Origin of the sequence: Saccharococcus sp. Marseille-Q5394, from assembly GCF_946901335.1 — a bacterium.
In the GTDB taxonomy this organism is placed as follows: Bacteria; Bacillota; Bacilli; order Bacillales_A; family Planococcaceae; genus Sporosarcina; species Sporosarcina luteola_C.
Window position 1 is genome coordinate 102,501 of the sequence record NZ_CAMPPQ010000002.1, and the last position, 13,545, is coordinate 116,045.

The following is a 13,545-nucleotide window of genomic DNA, read 5'->3' on the forward strand; positions in this document are numbered from 1 at the left end:
TAGAGAAATTCGAGTAGCTCGAGTTTCTTGCTGGCATCAATTAAGATGTCAATTTGAATCCGAAGATTCGTTTGTTCTTTTCACCGACGAGGTCGGCTCCAGAACTTTATTTGTTGACGTTTTGCTGTTCAGTTTTCAAGGTTCATTGTGCGTCGCTCGGTTAGAAGCAACTCTTATATAATACCACGTTTACATTCCCGATGTCAACAACTTTTCTAAAAAAGATTTAAGCTGTTTTCAAAGCAGTTATTCACTTACCGGAAAGGCAACGTTATCAACTATACCACCCGTCCTTTTCAATTGCAACCCCTTTTGTAATCTTTTTTTGTCCTTCTCCATCTACTAAAGCCACGATGTATCTTTACAGTCGCGGCTTTATTCCATTCAATCTATGATCTTCGAAATCGCAATGCTTCTATGTGTCGCTAAATCAATGAGAATCCCATCCGATTCTTTTTTTACCATTGGTCTTAATGGAGTATCACGATGAATGAACATGATTTCGCCGACTTCGCCATCCGTCAGCTTCACTCTTGTACCAATGGATAGATTCCCGACAAGTCTATGAAGTGCTTCTACGACTCTAATATCGAATTTGCCGAACTCTTCCTCTTTGATCATTTCAATCACTTTGTATGGGGAATGTTTTACTCTATATAATCTTTCAGATGTCATGGCATGAAATACGTCAGCAACAGCAAGGATTTGGGAGAATGCCGAAATAGTATCCATTTTCTCTCCGCGTGGATAGCCACTTCCATCGAGCCGCTCATGATGCTTAAGGATTGCCAGTTTCATATCCTGCCTAAGTAAAGGCGTATCCTGTATCATCTTCACACTGAACAACGTATGCTTTTTCACTTCGTTGTACTCTTCTTTCGTAAGGAACGCGGTTTTTTCCAATATGGAAGGCGCAATTTTAGCCATACCGCAATCCGCCAATGCACCCGCCAATCCTAATTGCAGCGCATCTCCCTTTTCATATCCCATTTGATTGCTGATAGCTGCTGCGAGAATCCCGACAGCGACCGAATGATGATAAATGTATTCTTCCGGATTGGAAAAATCGTTCAACATCGTAAGCATTTGCTTCTGCTTAATGAATTTCTCGATCAATGGAATGATGAATCCACGGACTTTTGGGACATCGGGATGTTGACCGGCACGCCAATTGCTGAATTCCTTTTTATAATTACGGACCGCTTCGTTATATTCTTTGCGTAGTTGATACATGCTCAACGGAATATTTTCAAGAATGTCCCCAGCATTCATGGAAGAACTTTTCTCCGACTCTGGAATGTCTTTCTGGGCGACCCGTTCTTCCACTTTCACGCGTTGCACTCCGAAAGCCTGTAATACTTCAACATGTTCCTGTGTTAGTTCCGTGTCTTTTCGTATTATCGGAAACTTCGTTTTACTATACACATCTTCTTTAAGTACTATTCCTGTTCGCAGTTCACTGATTGTCTTATATACTTCCATGTCTAAGTTGTCACCACTTTCCAATCGTCTCTTAAGGACTATCATACTGCAAATATTCAAAATAGACGATAGAAAAAAAGTTATTGAGCAGCATTCAGCCGGCTCAATAACTTTTTAACATTATTCTTCTTCTATTTCTTCTATATGGTCCGCTTCGATGGATCCTTCCATCTCTACGTCCGTGTTACTATCGTCGGTTTCGTCGGTTTCATCAAACTCTTCATGTTCTTCTTCCTTTTCGACTTTTGCAACTGTCGCGACAAGCTCATCTTCTCCAAGACGGATCAGGCGGACACCTTGCGTACTGCGGCCGATTGAGGAAATGTCTTCAATATCCATGCGGATCAGTATGCCATGGATCGTGATCAACATGAGGTCTTCCGATCCGTCGACTGTCTTCATCGCAACGAGCTGTCCGTTCCGATCAGTCACATTCAACGTCTTCAACCCATATCCGCCACGGGACTGGATGCGGTATTCGTCTTCAGGAGTCCGTTTACCGAAGCCCTTTTCGGTTACAACCAGGATTTCATCGCCCTCTGAAACAGTATCCATGCCGACAGCGATATCTCCTTCTCGTAGACGAATGCCGCGCACACCACTTGCGACACGTCCCATCGATCGGATATCACGCTCGTCGAATTTAATAAGCATGCCATCACGTGTACCGATTGCGATGTTCTGATCACCGGTTGTCATCTTCACACCGATCAGTTCATCATCACCCCGCAATGTTAGAGCGATAAGGCCGTTAGAGCGGATATTGGCAAAGTCGGCTACAGATGTACGCTTGACCACGCCGGCTCTCGTAGCGAAGAAGAGATATTTATCCTCCTCGAATTTGTCCACAGGAATCATGGCCGTGACTTTTTCATCCTTGTCGACATCCAACAGATTGATGATCGGCAATCCTTTCGCCGTCCTGCTGAATTCCGGCACTTCATATCCCTTTTTACGGAATACCCTTCCACGGCTAGTAAAGAACAGGATTGTGTCATGTGTTGAAGTGTTCAATAAATGCTCGACAAAGTCATCATCATTCGTTCCCATTCCTTGGATGCCGCGGCCTCCGCGACGCTGGCTCCGGTACGTATTGGCAGGAAGCCGTTTGATATAGCCATTATGCGTCAACGTCAATACGGAGTTCTCGACAGGGATGAGATCCTCATCCTCGAGCATCTCAGCACCGCCACTGCCAATCTCGGTCCTGCGGTCATCGGCGAAACGCTGCTTCACTTCAAGCAGCTCTTCCCGGATGATCTCAATGACTTTTTCCTCGTCTGCAAGAATGGCGCGCAACTCGGAAATCAAGGTTAAGAGCTCTTGGTATTCATTCTCGATTTTATCCCGTTCCAGTCCTGTCAAACGTTGGAGACGCATGTCAAGGATTGCCTGAGATTGACGTTCGGACAAATTGAAACGTTCCATCAGACCTGTTTTCGCTTCATCGGTCGTTTTCGAACCGCGGATCAACGCGATGATTTCATCGATATGATCAAGCGCAATCCGCAGACCTTCCAAAATATGCGCGCGGTCTTCAGCTTTCCTCAACTCGTATTGAGTACGTCTCCGGATGACCACTTTCTGATGTTCCAAATAATGATAAAGGATTTCTTTCAGTGCTAAGATTTTCGGCTGTCCATCTACAAGCGCAAGCATATTAATCCCGAAGCTCGATTGAAGCGCCGTATGCTTATAAAGGTTATTCAGCAACACATGAACATTTGCATCCCTACGGACGTCGATGACAATACGCATACCTGTCCGGTCGGATTCATCCGCCAAATGTGTGATGCCTTCAATCCGTTTGTCACGGACGAGCTCGGCAATTTTTTCAATAAGCCGTGCCTTGTTCACCTGGTAAGGAAGTTCTGTCACGATGATTGTCTCTTTGCCGTTCGAGTGCGTCTCGATTTCAACTTTACCCCTGATGATAATCGAACCGCGCCCGGTTTCATATGCTCTGCGAATACCGCTTCTACCGAGAATGATACCGCCGGTCGGAAAATCCGGTCCCGGAATGATATCCATCAATTCCTCAGTAGTGATTGCCGGATTGTCTGCCATCGCAAGCACTCCGTCAATCGTTTCTCCCAAATGATGGGGAGGGATGTTCGTAGCCATACCGACCGCTATGCCCGATGTTCCGTTGACAAGCAAATTCGGAAAACGGCTCGGCAGAACAATCGGTTCTTTTTCTTGGCCGTCATAGTTATCTTGGTAATCGATTGTATCTTTATTGATGTCTCGAAGCAGTTCCATTGCGATCCGGGACATTCTAGATTCCGTATAACGCATCGCCGCTGCCGCATCGCCATCAACGGAACCAAAATTCCCATGGCCATCGACGAGCATATAGCGATAGTTGAAATCCTGCGCCATCCGGACCATCGTGTCATAAACGGCACTGTCGCCATGTGGATGATACTTACCGATTACATCACCGACGATACGGGCTGATTTCTTATGTGGTTTATCCGCGGTGTTTCCAAGATCTTGCATCGCATAGAGAATACGGCGGTGGACGGGCTTCAACCCATCCCTCACGTCAGGCAATGCCCGGGAGACGATGACGCTCATCGCATAGTCGAGAAAGGACGTCTTCATTTCCGTACTGATGTTAATGCCTTGGACACCACGTTTTGGCATATCTGCCATATTGTCAAACTCCTTTCAACTCAGGCGCTTTTCACACACAGCCTGTCAACTCAAAAAGGTCCCTTCTGTTGCGGGTCCCTGTTCCATTTTTCGTTTATTGAATAAATCAAGTATCCAAATTCTTTACGTACATCGCATTTTCCTCAATGAATCTGCGGCGCGGTTCAACTTCATCACCCATTAATTGCTCGAATGTTGAATCTGCATCAAATGCATCTTCGAGCTGCACTTGAAGGAGTGTACGCTGATCCGGATCCATCGTCGTTTCCCATAACTGTGTCGCGTCCATCTCACCAAGACCCTTATAACGTGTAATGACCGGTTTCGGAACGGAAGAAAGCCGGTTCATGATTTCTTGGAGTTGTTCTTCGTCGTAACAGTATTCTTCATGCTTGCCTTGTTTGACCCGGTAAAGCGGCGGTTGTGCGATATAGACATAACCTGCTTCAATCAACGGCCGCATGAAACGGAAGAAGAATGTCAATAATAACGTCCGGATATGTGCTCCGTCGACGTCGGCATCCGTCATGATGACGATTTTATGGTAACGCGCCTTCGAAAGATCAAATTCATCCCCGATGCCTGTACCGAGTGCTGTAATCATCATCCGGATTTCCGCATTTCCTAAAATACGGTCCAATCTGGCCTTTTCAACATTCAGGATTTTACCACGTAATGGCAGGATCGCTTGGAAATGACGGTCACGTCCGCTTTTCGCAGAACCACCTGCCGAGTCTCCTTCAACGATGTACAATTCACTGATTGCCGGATTGCGTGAAGAGCAGTCCGCCAGTTTTCCAGGAAGGCTCGATACTTCCAATGCTGATTTCCGGCGCGTCAATTCACGTGCATTCCTTGCAGCAATTCGCGCCCGGGCAGCCATAAGGCTCTTATCGATCACCAATCGTGCAGTCACCGGGTTTTCAAGAAGAAAACGTTGGAACCCTTCAGAGAATAAAGTATTCGTGATCGTGCTTACTTCGGAGTTGCCCAATTTTGTTTTCGTCTGTCCCTCGAACTGAGGGTCTGGGTGTTTAATTGAAATGATGGCCGTCAATCCTTCTCGCACGTCATCGCCTGAAAGGTTCGGATCTGCTTCTTTCAGCATTCCGTTCTTCCTGGCGTAGTCGTTGACAACACGAGTCAATGCGGTTTTAAACCCGGATTCATGCGTACCGCCTTCATACGTATTGATATTATTCGCGAATGAAAACAGGTTCTCCGCATAGCCGCTATTGTATTGCATCGCGATTTCGATGGAGATGCCATCTTTCTCACCTTCTATGAAAATTGGTTCCTCATGGATCGGTTCTTTGTTTTTATTTAAATGTTCAACGTAGGACTTGATGCCGCCTTCGTAGTAGAACGTATCTGTGCGAATTTCCTCCTCGCGTTCATCCGTGATGCTGATGCGCAAGCCTCTGTTCAGATACGCCAACTCACGCAGACGATGTGCCAATATTTCATATTCATAGACTGTCGTTTCCGTGAATATTTCAGGATCTGCTTTGAATCGTGTACGCGTTCCAGTTTCGTCGGTTTCACCGATGACTTCCAATTCATGCGAAAGAACGCCTCGTTCAAATTGGATAAAGTGAAGTTTACCATCCCGTCGCACATAGACTTCCGTCACTTCGGAAAGTGCGTTCACGACAGAGGCACCGACACCGTGCAAACCGCCTGATACCTTATAGCCTCCGCCTCCGAATTTACCTCCGGCGTGAAGAACCGTCATAATGACTTCAACGGCTGGTCTGCCTGTCGATTCCTGGGTGCCAACCGGAATGCCGCGCCCATTATCGTCGACGCGAATCCAGTTATCCTTTTCAATTGTCACTTCAATATGGTCGCAATAGCCCGCCAACGCTTCATCGATACTGTTGTCGACAATTTCCCATACAAGATGGTGAAGCCCTCGCGAACTAGTTGTACCGATGTACATGCCCGGACGTTTACGGACAGCTTCCAGGCCTTCTAGGACCTGTATCTGATTCGCATCATAAGCCATTTGCAATTCTTTTTCTTCCATAGCCAAACCGTTCACCTTTCCTTTCCACGCATCGATCTAATCTTCTATTACTTTTCAGACAGGAATGGATTTAATTCTCTTTATCGCTGACCCTGCCAGCAGATACTTCATATAGCTCGGCATCACGTATCGTCTCATGATCGATTCCCGCGATATTCGTCGTCGTGACAAATGTCTGCACTTGGCCCTGCATGATATTCAGCAAGTGGGACTGGCGGTAATCATCGAGCTCGGATAACACGTCATCCAAAAGAAGAACTGGGGTCTCTCCGACTTCCTGTTTGACGAGGTCTATTTCCGCAAGTTTGAGCGACAGAGCAGTTGTCCGCTGCTGCCCTTGCGAACCGTATGTTTGGATATCGTAGTCATTCACAAAAAAATGGAGATCGTCACGATGCGGTCCGATCAGAGTCATCCCACGTTCTAATTCACGACGTCTCACTTCTTGCAATTTTTGACTAAGTATTTCTTCCATCTGCTCAGCAGTCTGCCCAGAATCCAACTCTTTTAATGTTCCATACGTCACTTTTAGCTGCTCGATGCCTCTGGATATCCCTTTATGGATCGGTTCCGCCCATTTCTGGAGCAGTTCGATGAAATAAAACCGTTTCCGGATGATCTGGACAGCCAGCTGTATATATTGTTCTGTATAAATATCGAACATGACGTCCGTAAAATCCAATTTTCCGCGATGATCTTTGAGGATTGCATTCCGTTGCTTTAAGACCTTTTGAAAAGTCAGCAGGTCATGTAGATAGACGGGGGATATTTGTCCGATTTCCATGTCTAAGAATCTTCTTCGGACTTGTGGACTTCCCTTTACAAGATTCAAGTCTTCCGGAGCAAACATGACAACATTGAGCTGACCGATATATAGGCTGAGGCGGTTTTGTTCCAGATGGTTGACCCGCGCTTTCTTGCCTTTTTTCGATATCGTCAATTCAAGCGGAAGACGTCCGTATTTCCGCTTTATGTCCCCTTCTATTTTACCATACTCTTGCTCCCAACGTATAAGTTCACGATCGTTTGCAGTGCGGTGCGATTTCGCCATTGATAATACGTAGATCGCCTCCATGATGTTGGTCTTGCCTTGCGCATTTTCTCCGATCAGAACATTGATATGCGGGGAAAAGGATAGTTCAAGGGATTCATAATTCCGATAATCCGTTAGAGCAAGCCGTTCAATGTACATCCGATTGACCATCTGAGGATGTGGATATCTTGAATTTGCCGACGCCGGGAAGTGTGACGATATCCCCGTCATATAGCTTTTTGCCTCGTCTGCGATCAACTTCACCATTTACGTAGACAGTGTTTTCCTCCAAATACCATTTGGCCATACCGCCCGAGCTTATGCTATTCGACATTTTTAACAATTGACCTAATGTAATGAATTCCGTATCAATTTTCATGATTTCCATCCGCTTCAGTCCTTCATAAGTTAGTCTGTTCCTCTATTTTACCGAACTTTCAGCTGTAAGTAAAAATGTAAATGAAAAAGAGCTTGCACTAAATAAAAAGAAACAGGCGAAGGAAAACGTTTTGCATTCCTTTGCCTGCTGATAAAAGTAGACAGTCTCTTAGTTGTTAAAAAGTCCTGACAGGTAAAATCAATTGTAAAATTGCATCGCTTTCCATTGATTTCAAGATGAATGGCCTCATGGCACCTGTGAAATGGATCGCAATGTCCTGCCCTTCGATCGCTTTCAATGCATCCATCATATATTTGGCGCTGAAGGAGATCTTAAGATCCTCACCATTCACATCAATCGCTTCGATCAATTCTTCAACCTTTCCAATTTCCGGGGAGTTGGATGAAACTTCGATGGCATTGCCGCCTTCTGCAGCGAAGCGGACAATATTATTCCGGTCTTCACGGGCAAGAAGCGAAGCCCGATCGATTGCCTGTAATAATTTACGGCCATTCACTTGTACGGTCGTTTTATATTCCGAAGGGATCAATCTTGACGTATCCGGGTAATTCCCTTCCAAGAGCCTTGAATAAAACAGTACGTTTCTAGATTTGAATAAGACCTGCTGATCTGCAATAACAATTTCAACAACGTCCGAGTTGTCCTCAAGGATTTTATTCAGCTCCTGAAGGCTTTTGCCAGGAATGACGACACTGAATGGGCTTTCCGGCATCATTTCAGGAACGATTTCCCTTCTAGCCAGACGGTGGCTGTCCGTTGCTACGCATACGAGCTTCTCATCATCCGTTTCCCAATGTACGCCCGTCAAGATCGGACGAGTTTCCTGCTGGGATACAGCAAAGACAGTTTCCTTAATAATCGATTTCATCAAATCTGAAGGCAAAGAGAAGCGATATTCGTCTTTTACATTTGGAAGAACCGGGTATTCATCTGAATTTGAACCAATCAAATGGAATTCGGATTTTCCTGATTGAATAAGAGTTTGCATGTTTTCAACTTCAATCGTTATTTCGTTTGTAGGCAATTTACGGACGATTTCACTGAAGACTTTTGCTTGAAGAATAATTGACCCAGATTCAATCACACGGATAATTTGCTCTCCGTCTTGTTCAACAGGAATGAAAGTGCAGATTGTAATATCTGAATCACTTCCTGTCATCGTCAATCCTTTTTCATTCACTTCCATTTTCACGCCGGTCAAAATGGGGTTTGCCACTTTTGAACTGATTGCCTTCATGACATCATTCAATCCTTCGAGCAACCAGTCTCTCATTATTTCAAATTTCATTTTGCACCCTCGCTTATATAATTATTAGTTAAGTACTAAAGATAGTAATAGTAATAGGGGCTGTGGAAATGTTGATAAGTCCCTAAACCCTATATGCTGTAAAACGATTCACATGTGCATAATATGTGCACAGCTTGTTCTGTTTTCGGTAGGTTATTCACATGTGGATACTCATCAACGACCAAGGATGCTCTTAATATCCTGAATATCCTGCTGTAGATTTTGATCATCTTTCAGCTGCTTTGAGATTTTTTCATGCGCATGGATGACAGTTGAATGATCCCTGCCGCCAAATTCGGATCCGATTTTCGGCAATGACGAGTCTGTAAGTTCGCGTGAAAGGTACATGGCAATTTGACGAGGGAATGCAATCGCTCTCGTCCTTTTCTTGGCTGTGAAGTCTTCCAACCGTATATTGTAATGCTCCCCGACTGTTTTTTGGATATCCAATATGCTGACTGTTCGTGGACGGGAATTTGGAATGATATCTTTCAAAGCTTCTGCTGCCAGGTCAGTTGTAATGTCCATATTTACGAGAGATGAATAGGCAACGACGCGAATCAAAGCCCCTTCCAATTCACGGATGTTCGTATCAATTTGATTTGCGATATATAACATCACATCATCCGAAATGTCGAGCAGTCCATCCGCCTTCGCCTTTTTGCGCAAGATGGCAATCCGCGTCTCCAGATCAGGAGGTGCGATATCCGTTATTAACCCCCACTCGAAACGGGATCTGAGACGATCTTCCAACGTGGGAATTTCCTTCGGTGGACGGTCACTTGAAATGATGATCTGCTTCGATTCCTCATGCAATGTATTGAATGTATGGAAAAATTCCTCTTGCGTCTGTTCTTTTCCTGCGATGAATTGAATATCGTCAATTAGAAGCACATCCACGTTCCTGTACTGGTTCCTGAAATCGCCTGCTTTGTTATTCATGATCGAATTGATGAATTCATTCGTAAATTTTTCCGATGATAAATAAACGACTTTCGATGACGGATCCTGTTCCATAATGTAATGCCCGATTGCATGCATTAGATGGGTCTTCCCGAGTCCAACGCCCCCATAGATGAACAAAGGGTTATATGATTTCGCTGGGGCTTCTGCAACAGCGAGTGAAGCAGCATGGGCAAACCTGTTGCCTGAGCCGATGACGAATGTATCAAATGTATATTTTGGGTTCAACATGACAGAAGCTGATTGAATAGCTGACCTATCTGCTTGTTTTACCGCGGGTTTCGGTACTTGGAAATCGTTTTCTTCCATTTCTTTTGGAACGACGAAATGAATGAGCCGATCCTCCCCAGTCAATTCCGAGAGGATGCCTGTAATCAAATGCACATAATGATTCTCGAGCCAATCCTTAGCAAACGAATTTGGAACAGCAATTGTTACATTCTCTTCCCCATAGGACATTAATTTTGTCGATTTGAGCCAGGTTTCAAAACTTGGCCTGGAAATTTTGTCTTCAATTTTCGACAAAACATTGTTCCATAATTTTTCAAGCTGATCCACTCGTGGGCCTCCTTTACATAGAAAATAAAAAAACACAGGAATATGTATTATACACAGAATCCGCTTCTGTGGATAAGAAATATCCGAAAGTGTTGAAAAAATTATCCACAACCTATCAACAATTGTGGATAAAAAAATTAGGTTTTTAAATTGTTAACAGCAAAATCCTCTATATTGTATCAAGAAACTATAAGATTTACAAGGGATTCTATGAGTTACTAACAGTAGCGGCAATTGTGGAGAATTACTTTATCCACAGCCTTTTGTATGTGCAAAAGGTGTAGATAAGACCTGTGCATAAAAAAACGAGGAAAAATTTCTATGAACATATTGTTCGGTTGTCGATTTTTGAAATTGTGGATAACCTTTTATGTCGAAACGTGCGGTTGAAATTTGTTGAATACGTATGGAGTTCAAATTGGATGCATAAAAAACGGTTGACATCTTCGGCTATGCCCTTTATACTGTTCAAGACTGTCAGATTGTAAAGGGACAATGCAGGAGGTGTCTTTGAAATGAAACGTACATTCCAACCAAATAAACGTAAACGTAGTAAAGTTCACGGCTTCCGTGCAAGAATGAGCTCAAAAAGCGGTCGTAATATCCTCGCTGCTCGTCGTCGCAAAGGAAGAAAAGTGCTTTCAGCATAAGACCACTAACTCAGTGGTCTTTTTTTTTACATATACTTGAATATGTTGAATCAAAACTGGCGTTATAGTAAATGAATTTTATTGATTGAAGCGGAAGGCGGCGACTCCTGCGGGAAGAGCAAGCAAACCGAGACTCTGGACGGAGCGAAAGCGAAGGAAGCGGCTCGGTGCTTGCCCGCGGAAAGCGTCCGCCTGAAGCGGAAATCAACGTAGAAGATGTTGATCCATGGAGGTGAAGTGCTTGAAAAAAAGCCAGCGCGTCAAAAAGAATGAAGACTTTCAAAAAGTATTTAAAAAAGGCAAGTCCGTAGCGAATCGGCAATTTGTCGTCTACTCCTATAGGAAGGAAGACCAACTGGAATTCAGAATCGGGTTATCCGTTGGCAAGAAAATAGGGAATGCAGTGACGCGTAACCGTATTAAACGATACATCCGACAAGCCTTCCTCGAAATGAAAGAAGAACTGGAAAATGACAGAGACTATGTTATCATCGCCAGACACCAGGCGGCCGTACTTGATTTCCACGAAACGAAAAAAAGCTTGCAGCATGTATTAAGGATCGCCAAAGCCTTCAAACCGAAACAAGCATAGAGGCGTTATTGAGTAAGAAGTAGAACGTATTAAATGTTCATGATAAACTGAAATCATCGATATTTCATAGAAGCAGATTTGGGGGAAACGATTTGAAGAAAAGAGCCGCGTTATTACTTATGCTGACCGTAGTGTCAGTATTCCTTGCCGGGTGTTCGGAATTCAATCAACCGATATATGATACGAGCGAGGGCTTTTGGAATAAATACATCGTTTGGCCGATTGTGTCCTTGATCGTCACTTTTAAAGACTTATTAGGCACATACGGACTAGGAATCATTGCAGTAACAATTATTATCCGACTTGTCTTGCTGCCGTTAATGATCAAACAAGCGCAAAATTCGAAGCGGATGCAGCAAATGCAGCCAATTCTCGCCGGATTGAAAGAGAAATACAAATCGAAGGATGCTGTGACGCAGCAAAAGTACCGTGAAGAAATGCAGAAAGTGATGACGGAGCAGAAAATCAATCCTGCCGCCGGATGTCTGCCTGTATTGATTCAAATGCCAATTGTCATTGGACTTTATCATGCCATCAGCAGGATGAATGCTACTCCAGAAATAGAAATCGGGAAATTCCTTTGGTTCGAACTTGCAACTCCGAGCATTACGCTAGCGATCGTCGCTGGACTCATGCAGTTTGTCGTTTTACGGACAGGCCCGGCAATGGATAATCCTCAAATGAAAGTAATGATGTATATCATGCCTTTCATGATTATGATTTTCGGTACATTCCTGCCGGCAGCATTAGCACTTTATTGGGTTATCGGTAATATCATTTCAATTATCCAGAATATCTTCATTTACAAACCATTTAAGAAAAAAGAAGTGGCACCTGTAAAAGTAGGAGGGAAACGGAAATGAAAAAGATAACGCGAAAAGGAGCGACAGTGGAGGCTGCTATTGAGGCGGCACTACAAGAGCTCAATGTTACGCGTACTGATGTTGAAGTCGAAATTATGGATGCCGGAAAAAAAGGATTTCTCGGATTCGGAGCAAGGGACGCCGAAGTAACGGTCTCATTAAAGGAAACGATCAAGCAAAAAGCCGTTGAGCCTTCAGAGAAAAGAGAATCAGTCCAAGAAGAACCAATATTGCCGACTGAACCTACAATTCCGGCCCAACCTTCATTACCGCCAAATGTAGAAGAAACGGTAGTTGAGGCTGTTGAGCTGGCGATGCAAACAATCGAGTTGGATGATAAGAATCCGGCTATGTCGGATGAACAGGCGATTAATGAAACGAAAGCATATGTTACCGAAATCGCCAAAGCGATGGGAATCGATGATCTAGTCATCAAGCACGAAATGGATGGGAAATATCTATCCTTCCAATTGGATAGCGAGAAAGCTGCATTCCTGATCGGCAAACGCGGTCAAACATTGAACGCTTTACAGCAGTTGGCCCAGCTCGTCGCCAACAAAACTTCTGAACAATTTAAAGTCGTGCGTCTAGACGTAGGCGATTACCGTGAAAGACGCGAACAATCATTGGAGCAATTTGCAGAGCGGATGGCAGACCAAGCCGTACGGAATGGAAGAAAAGTTCAACTGGAACCAATGCCTTCCTATGAAAGGAAAGTCATTCATAACGCATTGTCAAACCGATTGGATATCGAAACGTATTCTGAAGGAACGGATCCGAACCGCTATCTCGTCATCGAGCCGATCATTTAATCTGAACCCCGTGAACTGATCACGGGGTTTTTCTATTCTAAGAAATACTGTTTGCGAGAGGAGAAGAGGGAATGATGACAGTGAGATAAAAGTCCCGAAATGAGCATAAGTCTCCTGAACTCGCGCATAACTCGGCCAAACTCGAGCATAACCTTCCCAAACTTGCGCAAAACGCCATCGAACACGAGCATAACTTCCTCAAACTCCCGCAAAACTT

At 44.3% G+C, this 13,545-nt stretch carries 11 protein-coding genes and 1 rRNA gene (1 of these 12 cut by a window edge); 4 read left to right on the forward strand and 8 right to left on the reverse strand.

Translation table 11 applies throughout. The annotated features are described in order from the left end of the window. The 8 genes from OC538_RS10955 to dnaA form a co-directional block, all read right to left on the reverse strand. A 16S ribosomal RNA gene (locus tag OC538_RS10955) occupies position 1 on the reverse strand; it reaches 1,551 nt to the left of the window's first position. A gap of 383 nt (positions 2–384) precedes the next feature. Continuing rightward, positions 385–1,482, reverse strand: coding sequence for an HD-GYP domain-containing protein (locus tag OC538_RS10960; protein WP_251695875.1), 1,098 nt, complete (start codon positions 1,480–1,482; stop codon positions 385–387). A gap of 120 nt (positions 1,483–1,602) precedes the next feature. Beyond that, entirely contained in the window at positions 1,603–4,140 is a 2,538-nt protein-coding gene (gene gyrA / locus OC538_RS10965) for a DNA gyrase subunit A (RefSeq protein WP_251695873.1), read from the reverse strand. 106 nt (positions 4,141–4,246) lie between these two features. Beyond that, positions 4,247–6,169 (reverse strand): DNA topoisomerase (ATP-hydrolyzing) subunit B, encoded by a 1,923-nt coding sequence (gene gyrB / locus OC538_RS10970; RefSeq protein ID WP_251695871.1) that lies wholly within the window; start codon positions 6,167–6,169, stop codon positions 4,247–4,249. Positions 6,170–6,239: 70 nt separating this feature from the next. After that, positions 6,240–7,361: a DNA replication/repair protein RecF gene (gene recF / locus OC538_RS10975; protein ID WP_251695870.1), complete on the reverse strand. Its 1,122-nt coding sequence runs from the start codon at positions 7,359–7,361 to the stop codon at positions 6,240–6,242. After that, the gene (gene yaaA / locus OC538_RS10980) at positions 7,351–7,590 is read right to left on the reverse strand and encodes a S4 domain-containing protein YaaA (protein ID WP_251695868.1); all 240 of its coding nucleotides are present in this window, start codon (positions 7,588–7,590) and stop codon (positions 7,351–7,353) included. The genes recF and yaaA overlap by 11 nt, the downstream gene beginning before the upstream one ends. Positions 7,591–7,756: 166 nt before the next feature. Next, positions 7,757–8,890 (reverse strand): DNA polymerase III subunit beta, encoded by a 1,134-nt coding sequence (gene dnaN, locus OC538_RS10985; protein WP_251695866.1) that lies wholly within the window; start codon positions 8,888–8,890, stop codon positions 7,757–7,759. Positions 8,891–9,064: 174 nt separating this feature from the next. Continuing rightward, complete coding sequence (dnaA, locus tag OC538_RS10990) at positions 9,065–10,411, reverse strand: chromosomal replication initiator protein DnaA (protein WP_251695865.1); 1,347 nt, start codon at positions 10,409–10,411, stop codon at positions 9,065–9,067. A gap of 515 nt (positions 10,412–10,926) precedes the next feature. Between dnaA and rpmH the strand changes: the two genes are divergently transcribed. The 4 genes from rpmH (at position 10,927) to jag (ending at position 13,328) form a co-directional block, all read left to right on the forward strand. Continuing rightward, the gene (gene rpmH, locus OC538_RS10995; RefSeq protein ID WP_147060480.1) at positions 10,927–11,061 is read left to right on the forward strand and encodes a 50S ribosomal protein L34; all 135 of its coding nucleotides are present in this window, start codon (positions 10,927–10,929) and stop codon (positions 11,059–11,061) included. A 241-nt stretch (positions 11,062–11,302) separates the two neighbouring features. Beyond that, positions 11,303–11,653 (forward strand): ribonuclease P protein component, encoded by a 351-nt coding sequence (rnpA, locus tag OC538_RS11000; protein ID WP_262175400.1) that lies wholly within the window; start codon positions 11,303–11,305, stop codon positions 11,651–11,653. Positions 11,654–11,745: 92 nt separating this feature from the next. Next, positions 11,746–12,516 (forward strand): membrane protein insertase YidC, encoded by a 771-nt coding sequence (gene yidC, locus OC538_RS11005; protein ID WP_262175405.1) that lies wholly within the window; start codon positions 11,746–11,748, stop codon positions 12,514–12,516. Then, complete coding sequence (gene jag / locus OC538_RS11010) at positions 12,513–13,328, forward strand: RNA-binding cell elongation regulator Jag/EloR (RefSeq protein ID WP_251695860.1); 816 nt, start codon at positions 12,513–12,515, stop codon at positions 13,326–13,328. The genes yidC and jag overlap by 4 nt, the downstream gene beginning before the upstream one ends. Positions 13,329–13,545: the final 217 nt, after the last annotated feature.

Coding starts and splice junctions, on each gene's coding strand:
- OC538_RS10960 (WP_251695875.1), bottom strand. CDS start 1,482: ATGGAAGTATATAAGACAATCAGTGAACTGCGAACAGGAATAGTACTT.
- gyrA (WP_251695873.1), bottom strand. CDS start 4,140: ATGGCAGATATGCCAAAACGTGGTGTCCAAGGCATTAACATCAGTACG.
- gyrB (WP_251695871.1), bottom strand. CDS start 6,169: ATGGAAGAAAAAGAATTGCAAATGGCTTATGATGCGAATCAGATACAG.
- recF (WP_251695870.1), bottom strand. CDS start 7,361: ATGTACATTGAACGGCTTGCTCTAACGGATTATCGGAATTATGAATCC.
- yaaA (WP_251695868.1), bottom strand. CDS start 7,590: ATGGAAATCATGAAAATTGATACGGAATTCATTACATTAGGTCAATTG.
- dnaN (WP_251695866.1), bottom strand. CDS start 8,890: ATGAAATTTGAAATAATGAGAGACTGGTTGCTCGAAGGATTGAATGAT.
- rpmH (WP_147060480.1), top strand. CDS start 10,927: ATGAAACGTACATTCCAACCAAATAAACGTAAACGTAGTAAAGTTCAC.
- jag (WP_251695860.1), top strand. CDS start 12,513: ATGAAAAAGATAACGCGAAAAGGAGCGACAGTGGAGGCTGCTATTGAG.